General features: G+C 36.0%; 21 protein-coding genes. All 21 read left to right on the top strand.

Annotated features, from left to right (window positions below):
* The first annotated feature begins 6 nt into the window (after positions 1–6).
* The 21 genes from ACHZEU_RS10375 (at position 7) to secA (ending at position 22,010) form a co-directional block, all read left to right on the top strand.
* On the top strand, positions 7–2,895 hold the full coding sequence (locus ACHZEU_RS10375) for a 6-hydroxymethylpterin diphosphokinase MptE-like protein (protein WP_279493956.1): 2,889 nt from the start codon (positions 7–9) through the stop codon (positions 2,893–2,895).
* Positions 2,892–3,227, top strand: a complete 336-nt coding sequence (locus ACHZEU_RS10370) for a hypothetical protein (RefSeq protein ID WP_257961508.1) — start codon at positions 2,892–2,894, stop codon at positions 3,225–3,227. Before ACHZEU_RS10375 ends, ACHZEU_RS10370 begins: the two co-directional genes overlap by 4 nt.
* A 17-nt stretch (positions 3,228–3,244) precedes the next feature.
* Positions 3,245–4,243, top strand: a complete 999-nt coding sequence (locus tag ACHZEU_RS10365) for an NAD-dependent 4,6-dehydratase LegB (protein ID WP_216486552.1) — start codon at positions 3,245–3,247, stop codon at positions 4,241–4,243.
* The gene (locus ACHZEU_RS10360; protein ID WP_279493959.1) at positions 4,240–5,397 is read left to right on the top strand and encodes a LegC family aminotransferase; all 1,158 of its coding nucleotides are present in this window, start codon (positions 4,240–4,242) and stop codon (positions 5,395–5,397) included. Before ACHZEU_RS10365 ends, ACHZEU_RS10360 begins: the two co-directional genes overlap by 4 nt.
* Entirely contained in the window at positions 5,394–6,440 is a 1,047-nt protein-coding gene (locus ACHZEU_RS10355) for a hypothetical protein (RefSeq protein WP_279493960.1), read from the top strand. Before ACHZEU_RS10360 ends, ACHZEU_RS10355 begins: the two co-directional genes overlap by 4 nt.
* Positions 6,441–6,569: 129 nt before the next feature.
* A complete protein-coding gene (locus ACHZEU_RS10350; protein WP_279493961.1) occupies positions 6,570–7,742 on the top strand; it encodes a Gfo/Idh/MocA family oxidoreductase in 1,173 nt (390 codons plus the stop codon).
* 16 nt (positions 7,743–7,758) lie between these two features.
* On the top strand, positions 7,759–9,258 hold the full coding sequence (locus ACHZEU_RS10345) for a class I adenylate-forming enzyme family protein (RefSeq protein WP_279493962.1): 1,500 nt from the start codon (positions 7,759–7,761) through the stop codon (positions 9,256–9,258).
* A gap of 7 nt (positions 9,259–9,265) precedes the next feature.
* Positions 9,266–9,511, top strand: a complete 246-nt coding sequence (locus tag ACHZEU_RS10340) for an acyl carrier protein (RefSeq protein WP_279493964.1) — start codon at positions 9,266–9,268, stop codon at positions 9,509–9,511.
* 30 nt (positions 9,512–9,541) lie between these two features.
* Positions 9,542–10,432, top strand: a complete 891-nt coding sequence (locus ACHZEU_RS10335) for a polysaccharide deacetylase family protein (protein ID WP_279493966.1) — start codon at positions 9,542–9,544, stop codon at positions 10,430–10,432.
* A gap of 1 nt (position 10,433) precedes the next feature.
* Positions 10,434–11,555 carry a UDP-N-acetylglucosamine 2-epimerase gene (gene neuC, locus ACHZEU_RS10330; RefSeq protein WP_279493967.1) on the top strand — a complete coding sequence of 374 codons (1,122 nt, stop codon included), beginning with the start codon at positions 10,434–10,436 and terminating at the stop codon, positions 11,553–11,555.
* The gene (gene neuB / locus ACHZEU_RS10325) at positions 11,552–12,628 is read left to right on the top strand and encodes an N-acetylneuraminate synthase (protein WP_279493968.1); all 1,077 of its coding nucleotides are present in this window, start codon (positions 11,552–11,554) and stop codon (positions 12,626–12,628) included. The genes neuC and neuB overlap by 4 nt, the downstream gene beginning before the upstream one ends.
* On the top strand, positions 12,621–13,244 hold the full coding sequence (locus ACHZEU_RS10320; protein WP_279493969.1) for an acetyltransferase: 624 nt from the start codon (positions 12,621–12,623) through the stop codon (positions 13,242–13,244). Before neuB ends, ACHZEU_RS10320 begins: the two co-directional genes overlap by 8 nt.
* Positions 13,245–13,247: 3 nt before the next feature.
* Complete coding sequence (locus ACHZEU_RS10315) at positions 13,248–14,297, top strand: nucleotidyltransferase family protein (protein ID WP_257961516.1); 1,050 nt, start codon at positions 13,248–13,250, stop codon at positions 14,295–14,297.
* Entirely contained in the window at positions 14,294–14,977 is a 684-nt protein-coding gene (locus tag ACHZEU_RS10310) for an acylneuraminate cytidylyltransferase family protein (RefSeq protein ID WP_279493970.1), read from the top strand. Before ACHZEU_RS10315 ends, ACHZEU_RS10310 begins: the two co-directional genes overlap by 4 nt.
* 129 nt (positions 14,978–15,106) lie before the next feature.
* Positions 15,107–15,481, top strand: coding sequence for a flagellar protein FlaG (locus ACHZEU_RS10305; RefSeq protein WP_279493972.1), 375 nt, complete (start codon positions 15,107–15,109; stop codon positions 15,479–15,481).
* A gap of 30 nt (positions 15,482–15,511) precedes the next feature.
* The gene (fliD, locus tag ACHZEU_RS10300; protein WP_279493973.1) at positions 15,512–17,065 is read left to right on the top strand and encodes a flagellar filament capping protein FliD; all 1,554 of its coding nucleotides are present in this window, start codon (positions 15,512–15,514) and stop codon (positions 17,063–17,065) included.
* 35 nt (positions 17,066–17,100) lie between these two features.
* A complete protein-coding gene (locus ACHZEU_RS10295; RefSeq protein ID WP_216486501.1) occupies positions 17,101–17,463 on the top strand; it encodes a flagellar protein FliT in 363 nt (120 codons plus the stop codon).
* A gap of 274 nt (positions 17,464–17,737) precedes the next feature.
* Positions 17,738–18,148: a flagellar export chaperone FliS gene (gene fliS, locus ACHZEU_RS10290; protein WP_279493975.1), complete on the top strand. Its 411-nt coding sequence runs from the start codon at positions 17,738–17,740 to the stop codon at positions 18,146–18,148.
* Positions 18,149–18,329: 181 nt separating this feature from the next.
* Entirely contained in the window at positions 18,330–18,713 is a 384-nt protein-coding gene (locus ACHZEU_RS10285; RefSeq protein WP_048392058.1) for a PilZ domain-containing protein, read from the top strand.
* 90 nt (positions 18,714–18,803) lie between these two features.
* Positions 18,804–19,355: a ribosome hibernation-promoting factor, HPF/YfiA family gene (gene hpf / locus ACHZEU_RS10280; RefSeq protein WP_004227537.1), complete on the top strand. Its 552-nt coding sequence runs from the start codon at positions 18,804–18,806 to the stop codon at positions 19,353–19,355.
* A 144-nt stretch (positions 19,356–19,499) separates the two neighbouring features.
* Complete coding sequence (secA, locus tag ACHZEU_RS10275) at positions 19,500–22,010, top strand: preprotein translocase subunit SecA (RefSeq protein ID WP_054549768.1); 2,511 nt, start codon at positions 19,500–19,502, stop codon at positions 22,008–22,010.
* Positions 22,011–22,321: the final 311 nt, after the last annotated feature.

Here is a 22,321-nt window from a genome sequence, read left to right as displayed (position 1 = left end):
GAAAAGGTGGCACATTTAGAATCAATCATTATTCCTGCACACCATACAATATGGAATGGCTATAATAAAAGAGAGTTAAGAATCGAATTTGCGCTACCTGAAAAAGGGACGAACGAGGAAACCGGATTCTTTATTTTTGCTCCTGGTTTTGGTGGACATATCGACTCTAATGTTTATAAAAAAATGCGGAGTCAATTTTCAGATTTATATAATGTAGTGACAATACAATGTGATTATTTTGGGAATCGTTTTATGCAAGGCGTTGACAGATTTACATTTAACGATGAAACTGCTTTTTTAGCTAAAATATTTTTAGATCATGAAATCGCACAAATCCAAAATGATTCATCAAATTTAATACCATTATTGCAAAATAAAGATGCAGAATTTCCTGTCTATGCAAAATTAGACGAAACTTTAGATGAATTTGCGGATATGAGTTATATGCAGGCAATCGACATTATAACCGCTATTGAAGCTGTTAAAGTTGTTTTAACTAAAAATGGTTTTCAATATAATGAACAGCGAATTATCGGATTTGGACAATCGCAAGGGGCCTATTTACTGCATCTTAGCAACCGCTTAGTGCCGCATTTGTTTTCTCATATTGTTGATCTAGCAGCGTGGGTCTCCCCAGTGTATTTAAAGTATGAGAGATGTCTATATACACAAAAATTATGTGTTTACTTCAATTACTTAGCAAAGGATATTATTCAAGATCAAGAGGCATTAACGTTACACCAACTTTATAAAAATTTTGAAAATGGTGCATTTATTTATTCAGCTATAGGCACAACAGATAATTTAGTGAATCCGGCGGATAAGAAAAAAAGTTTAAGCGAGTTACAACACGTTCAATTTGAAATTATTGACAATACAAAAGTAGATAATGTAATTTTTAAATCGACAAATCACGGTATGGATGCTGATTTCCTTGAACTTGTAAAGTATGTATTAAAAAAGAAACCCCAACATCATAATATAAATGAACGCCAACTATGCTATACAGTTACGAGTGCTAATACGAAAATCCATGTAGATTATCGTTATGGGTTACCACTCTTTCAGTTAGAAGATGGACATGTGAATATAGATGTAGCACTAGATGAGTTGGCAAAACAAACGAAGCGAAATACAAAGGCTTTGGAAGACTATACATTGAAATCGAAAAATATTATTGCTGAAATGAAACAACAACAACCAACAATAGAATATATCGATACAAAAATTGGTTCTCCAACGATTGCATTAGGTGGTTATTTATTACATAGTAAATATGACCCTATAAAAGAGGCAGAAAAAATAGCTGAAAAGGAAATCGAAGAAGATTATTTACATGTATTATTCGGCTATGGCTATGGCTATGTTGCACAAGCGTTAAAAGCGAAATTAAAGGATGCCCCATTACTCGTTTACGAGCCTGCCATGAGTGGCATTGAAAAAACAATGACTGTTGAAGGTGTGACAGTCATTTCTAATAAAAAACTGTTCCAAGAGCAGGTTAGAGCTTATCACAATGAATATGATACAAATATGAAATTAATTTGTTCTCCTAACTATGATAAATTGTTTCCGATGGAGCAGCGCAATATCAATTTAATTGTGAAAGAAAGCTACTTAGCAGATCGAATGAGAAGAAATACGATTAGTTTCTTTAGTGATATTTGGCAACAAAATGTTCGCCGTAATCTCCAATACTTGAATGGTGCAGAAAGCTTGAATCGTTTATATAAACGCTATACACAGCCTGTTATTGTCGCTTCAGGTGGACCATCATTAACAAAGCAGCTTCCTTTACTAAAGAAAATTGCAGATCAAGTTGTCATTATCGCAGCAGGTTCTACGACTAAATCCTTACTTGCAGCAGGCATTGAACCAGATTATGTCTTGACAATTGACGGTGCACAAATTAACTATGATTTGCATTTTAAAAACCTAGAAATAGGAAAATCAAAATTAATTACGGCGCTTAGTAGCCATTACAAAATAACTGAGAAGTATCAAAATAATTTGTATTTTTATGGTATGGGGATAGAAGATACAATTTTAGATTATTGCGAGGAAAAGTTAGGGATTAAAATACCGATTATGCTCAATGGGGGGAGCTGTGCACATACAGCGCTCCATGTTGCTACGTTTATCTCAAGTGGTCCTGTCGCATTAATTGGACAAGATTTAGCATTTACAAATAATCAAACACATGCAGCAGACAATGCTGGGTATGTAGAAATTGATGAAAATTGGCTAATTAGAAATCATGCTTATGAAGTAGAAGGGTATAATGGAGATAAAGTTTATACAGATTTAACGTTTAATTCAATGCGCCAGCAATTCGAGGAAATTTATGAAGTGTTAAAAAACAACCATGTCATTTATAACTGTACAGAGGGTGGCAGTAAAATTGAAGGAATGCCGCAAAAAACATTCCAAGATTTTTGTCAGGAGTATGCGGACCTTTTACAAACGAAAGAATTGCAAGATGCCAGCTATGAGAAACAAACAGTCACTTTAACGCAATTAAAAAAATTCTTTGAAGATGAAATGGATGTATATCGTCAATTGGAACACCAACTTCAAAAAGCACTGACGATACTAAGGGAAAAGAAATCTAACATTCAATTTACAAAACCTGTTCTCAAAAAGCTAGATAAAATTGACGAGAAATTAATTGAATTGTATGATCAAGTACTTCTAGATAGTGTCATATACCTTATTATTTTAGAAACGCGTAAAGATTATAAAAAAGGAAAAAATGAAACACTAGAACAGACGTATGAGCGTGTTTATAATCAAAGTAAAGCATTATATGAAAAATTATTAGTGGTATTCCAGAAAGCTAGACGTTATACACAAGAAGTATTATTAGAAATTGAAGAGAGAGGTACACGTTCATGACAGACTTACAAGAAGTGATTGCAAGTTATAATGAGTATATTTACAATATCCCCCATGGTGCACAGTATATTGCAGAACAATTAGCAGATGGCAAGCATGATGATGCACTACTCGCTGTACAAGATTTTTCAGAAGGTATGATTTGGTTGATGGAATTAAAACCATTGCTAAAGGAGCATAATATCGAGCTGAATTTTCCTATAGAGCAAATTCAAATGTTTTTAACGGAAATTAATGAAGGATTAAGTAAGAAAGATTGGGTATTAGTTGCGGATTTATTCGTATATGAAATCAAACCGTTCTTTGAAGAGCAAGTACAAATAATACAATAATAAACAGGGGATTTTCTATGTCAAAAATATTAATCACCGGCGCCGACGGTTTTATCGGCTCACATTTAACAGAGCAGCTCGTACGTGAAGGTCACGACGTACGAGCATTTGTTTACTACAATTCATTTAATTCTTGGGGATGGCTCGACCAGGTATCGCAAGATATTAAATCACAACTTGATGTATTCTCAGGCGATATTCGCGATCCTTACGGTGTAAAAGAAGCGATGAAAGGCTGTACACATGTGCTAAATTTAGCGGCACTTATTGCAATACCTTATTCATATCACTCACCAGCGACGTATGTTGATACTAATGTAACTGGGACGTTGAATATCGTGCAAGCGGCAAAGGAATTAAATGTAGAAAAGGTTGTCCACACATCTACGAGTGAAGTATATGGTACAGCTATGTACGTGCCAATTGACGAGAATCATCCACTACAAGGACAATCGCCGTATTCAGCATCGAAAATTGGGGCAGATCAAATGGCGTTATCATTTTATCGCTCATTTGACACACCTGTTTCTATTATTCGTCCCTTCAATACGTATGGCCCACGTCAATCAGCACGCGCGGTAATACCGACAATTATTAGCCAGCTCGCGAGTGGTCAAACGACAATTAAGCTTGGTGCAGTGAGTCCGACTCGTGATTTTAACTATGTGAAAGATACTGTGCAAGGCTTTATTTCTGTTATGCAATCTGAAAAGTCGATTGGGCAAGTTATTAATATCGGTTCGAACTATGAAGTATCGATTGGTGAGACAGCTGAAATGATTGCTGACATTATGGATGTAGATTTGACGATTGAGACAGATGAACAACGCCTACGTCCTGAAAAGAGCGAGGTTGAGCGTCTTTGGGCCGATAATCAAAAAGCGCGAGAGCTATTAAATTGGACACCACAATACGGCGGGAAAAAAGGCTTCCGACAAGGATTAGAAGAAACGATTGAATGGTTTACGAATCCTAAAAATTTAGCACAATATAAGGCGGATGTGTATAACATATGACGAAACAATGGATAGAATTTGCTCATAACATTAAACAGTTATACGGGAAAGAATTTGTTCCATTACACGAACCAACATTCAATGAAAAAGAAGTCGAATACGTAACAGACTGTATAGAAACTGGCTGGGTGTCGTCTGTCGGGGCATATGTCACACGCTTTGAGGAAGACTTGGCGAAATTTGTCGGTGTGAAGCGTGCGGTAGCTGTCGTGAACGGTACGGCGTCACTGCATATCGCCCTAAAGGCAGTTGGAGTTGAGGCTCAAGATGAAGTACTCATGCCTTCTTTAACATTTATTGCGACAGCGAATGCAGTGAGCTACTTGCAGGCGGTGCCGCACTTTGTGGATGTGAATGAAGAGACACTTGGTGTAGACCCTGTGAAACTTGAGCAGTACTTAGTACAAATTGGTGAAATGCGCGGTGGTGTGCTTTTTAATAAACAGACGAACCGTCGTATAATAGCACTTGTGCCAATGCACACGTTCGGTCACCCTTGTATGATGGACGAGCTCGTCGCTATTTGTGAAAAGTATCATATTGTTCTCGTAGAAGATGCGGCAGAATCACTTGGTAGCTATTATAAAGGGAAGCATACAGGGACATTTGGTAAAGTAAGTGCGATGAGCTTTAATGGCAATAAAATTATGACGACAGGTGGCGGCGGTGCAATTTTGACAGATGACGAGGAGCTCGCTAATTATATGAAGCACCTCACAACAACTGCCAAAGTGCCACACAAGTGGGAATTTGTCCACGATGAAATCGGCTATAACTATCGTATGCCAAATATTAATGCTGCGCTGGGTTGTGCACAGTTAGAAAAGCTCCGAATATTTATTGAGCAAAAGCGTTCGCTCACAAACTTTTATGATAAGCTTGTCGCAACTATAGATGGCGTGCGCTTAATGAAAGAACCGGTTCATACGTCAAGCAATTACTGGTTACAGACGATATTGCTTGATGAAACGTATAAGCGAGATGAAGTTTTACAGCTATTAAATGATGAAGGTATCATGAGTCGACCTATTTGGACACCGATGCATGAGTTAGGGATGTATAAAGGTTGTCCGAGGATGGATTTGATGGTGACGGAGAAATTAAAGAGAAAGGTTATCAATATACCTAGCACAGCAATTGAGGTGAAATTATGAATAAATTTGATGAAAGATACGAAATTCGTTTAGCGAAGTATTCAGATATAGAGATGATTATGGCGTTTTTAAATGAACATTGGCGTGAAGGCCATATTATGGCTATTAATCGAGAATTATTTGAGTATGAATATGTTAACGGAGAAATTGTGAATTTCGTGATAGCAATTGATAAAGTAAGTGGGTTGTTAGAAGGGATTTTTGGATTTTTAAATTGCTCTCATCCAAATAATATTGATAAAAGGGATATTTGGGGAAGTATGTGGAAAGTTGTTGACACGCGAGAAAACATGCCTTTTTTAGGAATAGAACTAGCTAAGCGAGTAGTCGAATTAACAAAATGTAGAACCCAAATTGGAAATGGAGCGAATCCACGAACAACCATTCCTTTAAGAAAAATGTTTTTTAAAGAAACGGTAGGAAAAATGCAACACTTTTATTTTTTAAATGATACTATAGATAATTTTAAGATAGCAAAAATTGAAAGAATAAATCATTCTGAAAATAAAGCAAAGAAGCGAACAAATTTAATTAGATTAAATTCTATAGAAGAGGTTACAAAAAACTTTAATCTAGACAATATAGATTCCATTCCTTATAAAGACTCCTGGTATTTAGAAAAACGTTATTTCAAACACCCAATTTATCAATATGAAGTTTACGGAATCAAAGATAAAAATAAAATAGGGGCTTTATTAGTTTGGAGAGAAGTAATACAAAATGATACTAAAATAATTCGTATTATGGACTTTTTAGGAAACGAAAGCTTATTTGAAGGTTTATATGACGATTTTAAAAAGTTATTTGTAGAAAGAAATATTGAGTATATAGATTTTTATGCTTATGGCTTTAATAATGATTATATATTAAATGCCGGGTTTATATTACGTATAGAAGATGATAGAAATGTGATACCAAATTACTTTGAGCCTTTTTTACAGGCAAATGTAGACATTTGGGTGCATCATAAATTGCCTAATACTAAGTTTTTTAAAGCTGATGGAGATCAAGATCGCCCTAATTCTATGGTGAAAAAAATGTAATATCACTAAAAAATACGCGATATGAACGGTTTGTATAACACTATAACCCAAATGGAGTTATATAGATAGAATAATATACTATCCAATACCAATATATCATCTTATATAAAATGTAAAGGGGATAGAATAATGAAACCCATAGTAATAGGCATGGTAGGTGCAGGGAGAGCAACAGAATTACATATGCAAGCTCTTGAAAGAGTTAGTAAAATCCCATTGAAATTTAAAACAATCGTTGCAAGACGGGAAGAGCAACTAATTCCGGCTAAGAATCTATATGGTTTTGAATATGCTTCTTATAATTTTGAAGATTTAATTAACGATGATGAAATTGATGTAATTGATATATGTACACCTCCATATGTACATGAAGATATGGTAATACGAGCAATGGAAGCAGGGAAGCATGTAATTTGTGAAAAGCCTCTCTCGGGATTTTTTGGACGTGAAAATGATGTATTACCAATTGGTAATAACGTTTCAAAAGCCGAAATGTACAACCAACTTTTGCAATCATTAGATAAACTACAAGCGGTTGTTGAAAAGTCGGGAAGGAAATTTATGTATGCAGAAAATTTTGTCTATGCTCCTGCTGTGGTTAAAGCTGCAGAAGTTATTAAGGCAAAAAAAAGCCGAATATTGTATATGAAAGGCGAAGAAAGTTTAAAAGGATCTAGTTCACCAGTGGCTGGGGAATGGTCAAAAACAGGAGGAGGCACTTTTATTCGGACAGGCTCACATCCTTTATCTGCAGTTTTATGGCTAAAACAACAAGAAGCCAAAGCAAGAGGAATTGAGATTCATATAGAAAGTGTTCTTGGGGATATGGGAAGAATTACACCTACTTTGACTGAGTACGAGCATCGCCATATTATGGCAAGACCTCAAGATGTAGAAGATATGGGTACAGTGATTATTACATTTTCGGATGGTTCCAAGGCAGTAGTTATTGCGACAGATGTTTGTTTAGGGGGTAGTAAAAATTATGTTGAACTCTACTGTAATGATGCTACTATTAATTGTACGATTACCCTGAACGATTTAATGGAGACATACTTCTTGGATGAAGATGGGTTAAATGATATATATTTATCTGAAATGCTTCCAAGTAAACAAGGTTGGAATAAGCCATTTATCGCAGATGAAATAATCAGGGGCTACACTGATGAGATGCAAGATTTCATGGAATGTATCTACTATGACCGAGAGCCGAAGTCAGGCTTTAAATTAGCATATGATACAATTAAAGTCACGTATGCTGCATATATGTCGGCCGAAATAGGTCGTAAAGTAAACTTATAATCGGAGAAAAAATATTATGACGTTAGCAGATTTATTTTATAAGACAGCCCAGTTAAATGGAGATAAAATTGCTATTTGGTGTGAGGGTGAAAGTATTACTTATAAGGAATTAGCAAAATTAACGAGTCAATATGCTAATTTTTTGTTAGAAAACGAAGTAGTATATGGTGAACATATAGGTATACCTATGTATAATAACATAATATCTGTCGCTTTAATGTTGGCGGCTGCGAATAATGGTATTACTTTAGTGCCAATTAATCCAACTTTACCAGAGGCAGCAATAATTCAGGCCTTTGAAGCATCAGATGTAAAACACATTATTGCTAATGCTAGATTTTTTGAAAAAAATAAAAATTTATACTTACAAGGTCGATCTTTTTGTCTGGATGCATATATGGAAGGGAAAACATCATTATTAAATGTAGACCAACAATCTTCTTTGAGACCATATAATGAAAAAGTGAATGGAAAAGAAACCTTTATTATTACACTTACTTCTGGTTCAACAGGGACTCCGAAACCTATTTTATTGACACAAGAAAATAAAAACAAACGTATTGTAGCACATTATGATTTATATAAAGTGACAAAAAAAGATAGAGTATTAGCTGCAACACCTTTATACCATTCTTTAGCTGAGAGGCTAGTTTTAATGCCTTTGTTAATAGGGGGTACGTGTATTCTAATGGCTCGTTTTACTCCAACTAGATGGTTAAAGATTGTCAAGGAACAACAAGTAACGTTTACAATTGCTGTGTCAGCACAGCTAACACAAATTAATCACCACTTGATGGAAGTGCCACAAGACGATATGAATTCTTTAAGGTGCCTTGTTTCCTCATCGGCACTATTGGAGGGAAATGTACGAAAAGAATTAATAGAGAGATTGCAGTGTGATTTTTATGAAATGTATGGAACATCGGAAACTTCTACTATGACAAGTATTAATTTTAAAGAAAGTTTAAGTAAGCAAAATTCTGTTGGAAAACCCTTGAAGGACGCAACTATTAAAATAATAAACGATGATTTTAAAGAAACTAAAACATATGAAATTGGTGAAATCGCCTGTCGTACATTATTAATGTGTGAAGGATATTATAAGAAAATGGACCTATTTGAAGAGAGCGTTGCCGGTGGTTATTTTAAAACGGGCGATTTGGGATATGTAGATGAAGATGGTTATCTGTATTTTGCAGGTCGAAAAAAGGAATTAATTATAACAGGAGGAATTAACGTCTATCCAACAGATGTTGATAAAGTAATAAGTAGTTTACCTGAAATTGAGGAATGTGCATCTTTCTCATATCCTGATGAGAAATTAGGAGAAGTTGTAGCAGTAGCTATTGTATTAAAGAAGGATAACGAACTATCTGCACGTGATATTCAGCGCTATTGTTCAAAAAAGTTAGCTGACTATCAACAACCGCAAAAAATTTTTTTTGTTAAAGATTTACCGAAAAATGCAATGGGAAAATTATTACGAACACAAATTATTAACCATATAACGGAGTGAAGTTTAGATGGATATTAGAGAATATGTATTAACCTCTCTACAAGAAAAACATGAAATTGAAAAACATGAGAATTTAGATGAATTAAATTATGTGGAAGAAGGTTATGTTGATTCTTTTGGTCTTGTGCAGTTTGTATTTGATTTAGAAGAACAGTTTAATATTACTTTTTCTGATGAAGAAATGATGTCTAAGGACTTTCAATTTGTAGGGAAACTTATTCAGTTGATAGAAGATAAATTAAGTAATTTATAAAGTTATTTTCCAATATAGAGGGTGTATGAAATGGAAGATTTAGTTATTATGTATCACTACGTTATGGAGCCGGAAGAGTGGAAGGGGAGTGTCCCAATCTCACCAAGTGATTTTAGAAAACAAGTGGAGTGGGCTAAAGAGCATTATGAAATTATTAAGCCAGAGGACATACATAAGCAAACGCAAAAACCAAAATGTATTATTTCATTTGATGATGCAACAAAAGATCAGTATACCAATGCATTTCGAATTTTAAAAGAATTAAATGTTCCTGGTTATTTTACAATTATGTCAGGTCCACTTATAGAAAGAAAAGTACCAATTTTTCATTTAGTGCATACGGTACTCTCACATTTCAAAGAAGAGCAAATTTGGGAAGAAGTTTTTCAACAAGTCAATGTAACTGAAATTAAAAATAAGAGTGATATTTATTCATATGAGATGAATGAATATAGACGTTATGTCAAATATTTATTTAATTTTTATTGGTCAGAAGAGCAAAGTCGTCCTTATTTAGAGAGGAAAGTAACTTCTATTTATCACACACTTGAAAACTTTATAGAAGAATTTTATTTATCAGAGAGAGAAATTCTTGAGATGGATGCGAGTGGTATGTCTATAGGTGTTCATAGTGTGAATCACTTACCATATGAAAGGAATCCACAGGGTTTTTATGATAAAGAAATACGTGGTTGTAAAAACTACTTAGAAAAATTATTGAATAAAGATGTGAAACTGTATACACCGTCTTTTGGTGGTGGTGAGCAGTCAATTCAAATGCAAGTGGAATTGTTGCCGATTTTAATTGAGAATGGTTTTATTTTAGGATTCACTACAGAAAAGGGTTTTACAGATATGAGAAATGGATTTTGGCATAAGCGAATTGATTGCAATCAATTAATTCTAAATGGAGTTGTTTGATATGAAAATATGCGTTATGACAGGTACAAGAGCAGAGTATGGTTTATTATATCCATTGATTAAGAAGATAAAAGAAGATGATGCATTCCAGTTGCAGTTAGTCGTAACTGGGATGCATTTATCTCCTGAATTTGGCAATACATACGAACAAATTGAACGTGATGGCTTTGTGATTGATGAGAAAGTGGAGATGCTGCTGTCAGGGGATAGTGCGAATAGCGTTGTAAAGTCAATAGGGCTTGCGACAATTGGCTTTGCGGATGCCTTCACTCGATTACGACCAGATTTACTCATCATATTAGGAGATCGCTTTGAAATGTTAGCCGCTGCACAGGCAGCTCTCATTATGCAAATCCCAATTGCACATCTGCATGGGGGAGAGTGTACGTACGGCGCATATGATGATGCGATACGGCATTCAATTACGAAAATGGCGACATGGCACTTTACAAGCACAGCATCTCATCGCAAGCGTGTTATCCAACTTGGTGAGAATCCAGAGCGTGTGTTTAATGTTGGAGCGATTGGCATAGAAAATGTTATGACTATTGACTTATTAACAAAAGCTTCGTTATATGAGCAGCTTTCTGTAGATGAAAATAAACCATTGTTTTTAATTACATATCATCCAGAAACGAACGGGGAAACGGGTGGAATCTTTAAGCTTTTAGCAGCATTAGAAAATTATCCAGAAGTTAACTTATTATTTACAAAATCAAATGCAGATAATGGTGGCAGAGCGATCAATGAAGTGATTCAGCAATTCGTTAATGACCACCCAAATGCGCAATTATATGATTCATTAGGGCAATTGCGCTATTTAAGCGCTGTAAAACATGCACAAGTTGTCATTGGTAATTCTTCAAGCGCATTAATCGAGGTTCCATACTTGGAAACACCGACAGTTAATTGTGGGACAAGACAAAAGGGACGAGAGCGACCAAATTCCGTGTTCGATGTGGCTTTAAGAACGAAAGATATCGTGGATGCGATTGAACAAGCCCTATCATTTAATGAGCCGTATGAACAAATATTTGGAGATGGTCAGGTTTCTAAAAAAATTATAAATATTTTAAAAGAGTTACCGTCATTTACAGTAGTAAAGGAGTTTTATGATCTATGACTAAAACATACATCATCGCAGAAGCCGGTGTAAATCATAATGGTTCGCTAGAGTTAGCAAAGGAGCTCGTCCTTGTCGCAAAAGATGCAGGCGCGGATGCTGTAAAGTTTCAGACATTCAAGGCTGAAACAATAGTGACGAAAGAAGCACAACAAGCAGACTATCAAGTTGAAAATCTAGGTGAAGCTACATCACAATATGCGATGCTCAAAAAACTTGAGCTAACATTTGACGAATTTGTAGAACTTCATGCATTTTGTGGTGAGCAAAACATCGCTTTTTTATCGACACCTTTTGATTTTGAAAGTGTCGATTTTTTATTAGACCAATTAGCGATGCAAACTGTGAAAATTCCATCTGGTGAGCTAACGAATTCGCCCTTCATCCATTACATTGCGACAAAGCAACGTCCAATTATTTTATCTACGGGTATGGCGACGGTGGATGAGATACATGAAGCACTAGCGTTTATTGCGTATGGTCTAGCTTATCCACAGCAGAGTGTTGATACTACTGAAGTTAAAGCGTTTTATAAAACATTGATAGCGAAAGAACTGCTACAAAAATATGTAACAGTGCTACACTGCACAACACAATACCCAGCACCTGTACATTCTATTAACTTAAAGGCTATGGATGCAATACGTACAACATTCCAAGTGCCTATTGGTTTTTCTGATCATTCGGAAGGCATTATTATACCCATCGGAGCTGTAGTTATGGGTGCAACAGTTATTGAAAAACATTTTACTTTAGATAAGAAAATGGAAGGACCTGACCATGTCGCATCATTAAATCCACAAGAATTGAAAACGATGGTACAGGGAATACGTGAAATTGAAGAGGCACTCGGCGATGGTGTAAAAGAGCCGACAGCAGTTGAGCTGCAAAATCGCCAGTCAGCCCGTAAAAGCTTAGTCGCGAAAAAGGCGATACAAGTAGGAGAAGTATTCTCAGAAATGAACTTAACCGTTAAACGTCCCGGTAATGGGATCGCGCCATCAAAGTACTGGGGATATATTGGTAAAACTGCTACTAAAAATTATGCAGAGGATGCGATGATTGATGAATAAACCGCTTATTATTATTGGCAACGGTGGACATGCATCGGTTTTAACAGAAACATTACTAGCGCAAGATGAGAAAATTATTGGCTTTACCGCACTGAATGAAGAAGATAATTTTTTTAACCTTCGTTATTTAGGGCAAGACGATATTGTGCTGCAATATAATCCAAAAGAGATTGATTTAGTGTTAGGAATTGGTATGGTGGGACCTAACAGTTTACGCACTAAAATTTATCAACATTTTACACAGTTAGGTTACAGTTTTAAATCTGTCATCCACCAGACTGCCATTATCGCCCCTTCTGTTACTTTAGGCGAAGGTGTACAAATGATGGCAGGTACAATTGCTCAAACAAACGTCAAAATTGCCGATAATACTATTATTAATACAGGTGCTCAAATTGATCATGATTGCATGATTAGAGAGCACATACATATCGCACCAGGGGCTGTATTATCTGGTGCAGTGACTATAGGTGAAGGGACGCATATCGGTACAGGCGTTACTGTTATTCAAAATATAACGATTGGAAAAGGCTGTTTAATAGGAGCTGGAGCAGTCGTTTTGAAAAACATAGAAGATAATAAGACGGCGTATGGTGTGCCAGCGAAGGAAGTGTAAATAATGAAACAGTGGCAACAAATTATTGTGAAAAAAAATTATACACTACTAGAAACAATGCAAGTTATTGATGCATCTTCACTTCAGTTTGCAGTTGTTGTAGACGACGAACAGCATTTGCTTGGTACTGTGACGGACGGGGATATTCGGCGTGGTATTTTGCGCGGTGAAGGGCTAGATGTATCGATTGATGAAGTGATGAATACAACACCTATTACCGCTCTAGCTGGGCAAAAACCTTATAAGTATAAACAGTTGATGCAAAAAAAGAAGCTGAAGCAGCTACCGATTGTAGATAGTGCAAAACAATTAATCGATATAGTATTTTTTGATAAGTGGCAAAATATTGGTGAAAATAAAAATAGTGTTATTTTAATGTTGGGTGGTTTAGGCACACGTCTACGCCCATTAACGAATGACGTACCGAAACCGATGTTGAAAGTGGGGAATAAGCCAATCGTCGAAACAATCGTTGATAGCTTCAAGCAACATGGCTACACGAACTTTATTTTTTCGGTTAATTATAAAAAAGAGATGATTCAAGAGTATTTCCAAGATGGTGAGCCTTTTGGAATTTCGATTGAATATATAGAAGAACAAAAGAGGATGGGGACAGCCGGGGCATTGTCGTTATTAAAAGAGCGTCCGGTAGCACCTTTTTTTGTCATGAATGGCGATTTGCTGACACAAATTAATTTTGATCAACTCATGCAGTTTCATAAGGAGCATGAAGCGATTGCGACGATGTGTGTGCGGGAGTATGAGTTTCAAATTCCGTACGGTGTGATTGAAACGAACGGCGCGAATCTTGTCAATATAAAAGAGAAACCTATACATCGTAGTTTTATAAACGCAGGTATTTATGTTTTAAGTCCTGAGGTATTAGATTTTATACCACAATCTGAGTTTTATGATATGCCGACATTGTTTGAGCAATTGATGGCAAGAGGTAAAAAAACAGCAGCATTTCCAATTCATGAATACTGGTTGGATATTGGGCAGATGGATGATTTTTATCGGGCGAATGAAGAGTTTGGGAGGTTGGATATATGACTGCAAGATGTTTAGCTGTAATTCCTGCGCGTGGAGGATCAAAAGGAGTACCGGGTAAAAATATAAGACTACTAGCAGGAAAGCCACTCATTGCTTGGACAATTGAAGCAGCTAAAAGATCGAAATATATTACGACAACAATTGTTTCGACGGATGATGAAGAAATTAGTACAGTCGCTATTGAATATGGTGCAGAAGTTCCTTTCATTAGACCCGCCCATTTAGCTGAGGATGATACACCAGGTGTAGCGCCCATTTTGCATGCGTTAGAACAATGTCCAGATTACGATTATGTAGTAGTGCTCCAACCAACTTCACCATTAAGAACAGCTGAAGATATTGATGGGACTATCGAAAAAATGTTTAAAAATGATGGGGATTTTTGTGTTTCTGTTGCAGAGGCGGCACAATCGCCATATTGGATGTACACATTAAATAAAGATGATGTTATGCAACCATTAATAGATTCGCCATTAGTAGTAAGAAGGCAAGAATTACCGAAAGCATATATTTTAAATGGCGCTGTATATGTGGCGAAAGTGGAAGAATTAAAGAAAACGGAAAGCTTTATTACTTCAGAAACAGTTGCATATGAAATGCCAGAAGAGCGATCTTTTGATATTGATGTGGAGAAAGATTTTTTTGTTTGTGAGAATATCATGCAACCGCTCGTTGAATAAAATATAATTCCAGTGGCGCTTCCTGAAAATTGTGGGGAATTTAGCCGTTTCGCAAAAAAACATGAAACTTATAGAAATTACTTCCGATAATAGAAGCAAGTAAAAAAATATTTATGTGAGGTGAATTCAATGCGTATTACATCGCAAGGGCAGCCTACAGAAGGAGGCAACGTAACTCCAACCAAAGCATCAGAGAAAATAACATCTACCGATTATACTCATATAAGTTCAACACCAATTGGAGAAACAGCGTTAGTTACTGTAGAAGAAAAAGAAATTTCAAAAGAAAAACTACAACAAGCAGTTGATACGATGAATAATGTGTTGGAGGCAAACAGCAATACGGCAAAATTTGTTTATCATGAAGGGTTAGATCGCTTTTATGTAACGGTTGTAAATAAGGAAACGGATCAGGTTGTAAAAGAGATTCCACCTAAAAAGTTATTAGATGCCTTTTATGAAATGCAAAAGATGCTTGGGTTGATAGTAGACGAAAAAATCTAAACGTATTCAATATTAAGGAGGAAAATGATTATGGTAAATCGAATTGGCGGTCTGGTCTCGGGAATGGATATTGATGGACTTGTACAAAAAATGATGAGAACACAACGAGCACCATTAGACAGACTATTTCAAAATAAGCAAATAGGGGAATGGCAACGTGATGCTTACCGAGCTGTTAATACAAAAATCAGAGCATTTGATACGTATATGGCTGACAATTTAGTGTTAAAGGAACTTAATAGCAAGACGGCTTCTAGTTCTAACTCTAATTTAGTCGATGCTAAAGCAACTGGAAGTGCGTCAGGTACAATAAGTATTGAAGAAGTAAAACAATTAGCAACTGCAGGTCGTCTAGTAGGAGCAAAAACAGTAAAAACTGAAACAGCAACTGGCTCAACAAAATTAAGCGATTTGGGTGTAACTAGTTCAACGATTGATATTAAAGCGATTCAAAATAATGGGACACTTGCAAAAGAAGCTACAAAAATTAGCATTATAGAAGGTATGACAGTGGATCAGTTTATTAATAAAGTTAATACTAGTAATGCTGGTGTGACAGCCATTTTTGAAAATGGCCGATTCTCCTTTACCGCTAAAAATACAGGTGATGTAACAAATGGGGAGGAAATCGAGCTTGTCGGTGCAGATGCTCTAGGATTTTCAGCAGCTGATTTTGCTAATCCAGATATAAGTAAAAAAGCTAGTGCAACAGCGGGACAAAATGCTGTTTTCACAGTTAATGGTATCGAAACGGAACGTACATCCAACACCTTCTCCATTTCTGGTTATAACATTACATTAAAGGAGAAATTTGACCAAGGTCCTGCTGTTACAATCACTGCGACAAGCAATGTAGATGAGATGGTAGATAAGGTGAAAGATTTTGTGAAAACCTATAACGGGTTTGTCAAAGACTTAATGGATCAAACAAATGAAACAAGATACCGAGATTATCCACCACTAACGGATGAACAAAGGAAAGAGCTGTCTGAGAGTGAAGTAAAACTTTGGGATGAAAAAGCGAAAAGTGGTTTACTAAGTAGAGATAGTATTTTGCGCGATGGTTTATCTAATATGCGTTCTTTACTCTACCAGTCTAATCCCGCAGTCGAGGATACAAACTATAACACCCTTTATAAAATTGGTATTACTACAACTCAAAATTATAACGATGGTGGTATGATTGAGATTAATGAGGAGAAATTGCGTCAAGCCTTAACAGAAAATCCAGATGCTGTTGAGCAACTCCTTACAAGTACTGGAAATAAAAATGGTACTGTGACAAAAGTGAACCCAGATACTGGTGTAGAGGAGACCATTACAACAGATACACGTGGTTTTGTTAAAAAACTACGTGATTCATTGGAAGGTTTTAAACTTGCTATTGAGGATAAAGCTGGACGAGCAAATATGGCCGATGAAAAATTTAGTATTGGTCGAGATTTGAAAGCAACAACTGAGCGAATGGATAATTTAAAAAGAAGATTAGAAACGATTGAGCAAATGTATTGGAAACAATTCACAGCTATGGAGCAAGCAATGAACAAAGCCAGTGAACAATCAAGTATTTTTATGCAAAGGTAAATAAGAGTCGTCATTAAGTGAAATAGAGGTGTACTATGCAACTAGTAGAACAACTATTACAAGTATCGACGAACTTATATAAAGTTTTAGACGATACACTAATTAGTGAAGAACGTGATGAATATATTGCACATATACATGAGCTTCTGGATCAACGTAAAATTATTATAGATATGTTAGTACAAGAAGGTGGTTTTCGCTTTGACAAGCAAAATCGTATTCATTGTAAATTACTAGAATTAGATAATGGAATTAAAGAAAGATTGGAGATTGTAATAAATTCCATTAAGAAGGATTTAACAAATCTACAAAAAGCTAAAAAAAATGAATCTCAATATTATAATCCTTTTGCTAGTGTGCGAGTAATGGATGGGATGTATTATGATAAAAAAAATTAGTAAATTTAAAGATGTGATGTGACTTACTATTGAATAATCACAAATAACATTTAGATAACCAAAATCATATAATCACTGATTCTTTAGATAAGGAAATTGATGTATATAGATAGGTATAAGTGCAAATTGTACAAATCAATGTTTACGAATTTATATATTACGACTTTTCTCAAAAAAGTAGAAATTTGATGGGAGAGCTTTGTGATATATATTATATATGGTAATATTCGAAAAAATAAATGTGAATATATTCTAAAAAAGGGGTTGACCTTTTATGTCAGCTAATTTATCGGCGCAAAATGCCTATAAACAAAATACTGTTTCTACTGCTTCTCCAGGAGAACTAACACTGATGCTCTATAATGGTTGCTTGAAGTTTTTACATCTGGCTAAGATAGCTACTCGAGAAAAAAAGATTCAAGCTAAAAATACCAATATTCAAAAAGCGCAAGCTATTATTCAAGAGTTAATAGTGACATTAAACATGGATTATGCTATTTCTAAAAATATGTTAGCATTATATGAATATATGAACCAACGTTTAATGGAAGCCAATATGCTAGATGATGTAGCCATTATTGAGGAAGTGGAAGGATTTGTGACGGAATTTCGCGATACGTGGAAGGAAGTAATTCGCATTAATCGACAACAGCAATTTGGTCAGGGAAACAGCGGACAAATTTAGACACAATTAGAGACCATCGAAAGAGATGGTCTCTTTTTTGTTAAACCGTTATTATCATGAAATAGTCATAAATTAGGCTATTCAACGGTAAAATATGTTACTTATTCCCTGTGGCTGTTAGTTGGGCATCATGGCATAATCAAAGCAATAAACATGTTTAAAAGAGTACTGGGGTGGGAATATGATCTTTAAGCGTCAAGAAGGTTTCCGATTTAAATTTAAGGAGCCTATTCAAATAACTTTTGCTATTTATGAGAATGGGAAGGTCAATCATGGACAAACGGCTATGGCTGACTTGTTGGATATAAGCCCACGTGGATTAAAGATGTTTACGGAAGTGGATTTAGGTATAAACCCTCCTCCATTAGATATCCATTTTGTGCTTGATACACAAGAAGTTCGCGCTTATGGAGAAGTGATTTGGAGTCGTCCATTTGGGAGCGGCAAGCAATACGGCATCTATTTCAATAATCAAGGACCCGTGGAAGATTTGATTGTTGAAGAACTAAAGCTTCGACGAAAAAAGGAAGCAGCAGAAGCGAAAAAACAAAATAATAATTTATAAAAATTTTTGTAAAAAAAAGAATGATTTTAGAGGAATTTCACACACTTGTGTAGAAATAGATAGTATAGCAGTTATAAAGGAGGAGTTTACATGTTAAACTTTAACATTCGTGGTGAAAATATTGAGGTAACTCCAGCTATTCGAGAGTATGTTGAGAACAAAATCGATAAAGTTGAACGCTATTTTAACGAAGATGTTAATGCCAACGCTAATGTCAATTTAAAGGTTTACAATGACAAACAAACTAAAGTGGAAGTTACTATTCCAATGAAGAATCTAACTCTTCGTGCTGAAGAGCGTCATAATGATATGTATGCTGCTGTTGATCTAATTGTTGATAAATTAGAGCGTCAGATCCGCAAGCATAAAACAAAAGTAAACCGTAAATTCCGCGAGCGTGAAGGTGCAGGCCTTTATTTTGCTACTACTCAAGCAGCCGCTGATGCTGTGTCAGAGGAAGAAGAATACTCAATTGTTCGTACAAAGCAATTTGATTTAAAACCTATGGATCAAGAAGAGGCAGTTCTACAAATGAATATGCTTGGACATGATTTCTATGTCTTTACAGATGCTGAATCGAACGGCACAAATATTGTATATAAACGTAAAGATGGAAAATATGGCTTAATTGAAACTACTTAAAACTTCATGATGACAAAGGCTCTCGCGATGGCGAGGGCCTTTTTTTGGTATGACAATCATATGTAGCCGGGGTGACAGTTTGCATGAAACTGTTACACAATGGTAAAATGAAAGTTGAATCTATATAGGAAGTGAAAAACATTCATGGCAAACCTATTAAATAAATTATTTGATTTCAATAAACGTGAGCTAAAAAAATTAGAAAAAATCGCTGACCAAGTTGAGAGATTCGCTTCTCAAATGGAACAGCTTTCAGATGATCAACTACAAGCGAAAACAGATGAATTTAAAAAGCGCTATGCTGAGGGTGAGCATTTAGAGTCGATTCGTGCCGAAGCGTTTGCTGTTTGTCGAGAAGCGGCAAAACGTGTATTAGAGATGTACCCATTCCGCGTTCAAATCATGGGGGCAGCCGCTCTTGATGAGGGGAATATTGCGGAGATGAAAACCGGGGAAGGTAAAACTTTAACAGCGACAATGGCTGTTTATTTAAATGCCATCACTGGTAAAGGTGTACATGTTGTAACAGTCAACGAATACCTAGCGAGTCGTGATGCTGCTGAAATGGGACAACTTTATAATTTCTTAGGCTTATCTGTTGGGCTTAATTTAAATAGCCTTTCAAAAGATGAAAAACGTACTGCTTATGAGGCAGATATTACGTATAGTACAAACAATGAGCTAGGATTTGACTACTTACGTGATAACATGGTGCTTTACAAAGAGGAACGTGTACAACGTCCATTGCACTATGCTGTCATTGATGAGGTGGACTCGATCTTAATTGATGAAGCTCGTACGCCATTAATTATTTCGGGTCAAGCTGGGAAATCAGCACAGCTTTATAAACAGTCTAATGCGTTTGTGCGTATGTTAAATGCAGAGACAGACTATACGTATGAAGAGTCAACAAAAGGTGTTACGTTAACAGATGCAGGTGTGGAAAAGGCAGAAAAAGCATTTGGCATCGATAATCTATTTGATTTGACACATGTTCGTTTAAATCATGCGATCAATCAATCATTAAAGGCGCATGTTAGTATGCATAATGATGTCGATTATGTTGTGCAGGATGGCGAAATTGTGATCGTTGATGGCTTTACTGGTCGTTTGATGAAGGGTCGTCGTTATTCTGATGGCTTACACCAAGCGATTGAGGCTAAAGAAGGCGTTGAGATTCAAAATGAATCGATGACAATGGCGACAATTACCTTCCAAAACTACTTCCGTATGTATCAAAAGCTTGCAGGGATGACAGGTACAGCGAAAACAGAGGAAGAGGAATTCCGTAATATTTACAATATGAATGTTGTCGCTATTCCGACGAATAAACCGATTGCTCGTGATGATCGTGCTGACTTGATTTTTGCAACGATGGAAGGGAAATATAAAGCAGTTGCTGCTGATATCGCAGAGCGTCATAGAGCTGGTCAACCTGTTCTTGTTGGTACAGTTGCTATTGAAACGTCTGAGATTATTTCTAAACTATTGGATAAACATAAAATTCCTCATAATGTATTAAATGCGAAAAATCATGAACGTGAAGCTGAAATCATTGCGAACGCTGGTACAAAGGGTGCAGTGACAATTGCAACTAACATGGCTGGACGTGGTACAGATATTAAACCTGGCGAAGGAGTACTCGAAATTGGCGGTTTAGCGGTAATCGGTACAGAGCGACATGAATCACGTCGTATTGATAATCAGCTTCGTGGACGTTCTGGTCGTCAAGGGAATCCAGGGGTTACACAATTCTACCTATCCTTAGAGGATGATTTAATGCGTCGTTTTGGCTCTGATAATATGAAGTCGATGATGATGCGCTTAGGTATGGATGATTCCCAGCCATTGCAATCTAAAGTAGTGTCGAGAGCTGTAGAATCAGCGCAGAAACGTGTCGAGGGTAATAACTTTGATGCGCGTAAACGCTTATTACAATATGACGATGTACTACGTCAGCAACGTGAGATTATTTATAAAGAGCGTTATGATGTACTAGAAACAGAAAATATGCGTGTGCTTGTTGAGTCTATGATTCAAGAAACAATTGATAATGTTGTTAGCCTGTATACTCAAGGTGAACAGAAGGATTGGAACCTAAAGGCTATTGAAGACTTTGTAGCGGCTAATCTTTTAGAGGAAGGTCAACTTAAAGTATCTGATTTCCAAGGCAAGTCTGCTGAAGATATTAATCAGCTAATCTCTGATGCTGTTCATGTTCGTTATGATGAAAAAGAGGCAGAACTGACACCAGAGCGTATGCGTGAGTTTGAAAAGGTTATTTTATTACGATCAATCGATACAAAATGGATTGATCATATTGATGCAATGGATCAACTACGTCAAGGTATCCATCTGCGTGCTTATGGTCAAAACGATCCTCTTCGTGAATATCAACAAGAAGGCTTTGCGATGTTTGAGGATATGGTAGCCTCTATTCGCGAGGATGTTGCGAAATATGCGATGAAAGCAGAAATCCGCAATAATCTGGAGCGTGAAGAGGTGGCAAAGGGGCAGGCTGTTAATCCGAAAGAAGAAGGTGGCGCTGCGCCGAAAAAGCAACCAGTACGTAAAGCTGAAAACATTGGCCGTAATGATTTATGTCCATGTGGTAGTGGCAAGAAATTTAAAAACTGTCATGGCACAGCTCAATAATATCTAGGTGAAAAAATCATTTTAACTACGTGTTGAAATGATTTTTTCTTTATAAAATTACTTAAAAATGAAGAAATTTTAGTATAAAAAGTCAGAATTTATAGACAATTGAAAAATATGGGTATACAATAGCTGTAATAATAGGTATATAGTACAAGTTATTTATCCTATTATTATCCTGAATTTTTGATGGTGATACTAAGTCTTAAGGAGGATCGGGATTTTCAAGCAATCTTACTCATTGAAAATAGCGGGAATGTACGCATATTTGTATATTCCTTTTTATTTTGACTGGAAGCAACATAAAATGT

It is taken from the genome of Lysinibacillus sp. S1 (genome assembly GCF_044986265.1).
Lineage (GTDB): Bacteria > Bacillota > Bacilli > Bacillales_A > Planococcaceae > Lysinibacillus > Lysinibacillus capsici.
This window is presented reverse-complemented; position numbering and strand designations above follow the sequence as displayed.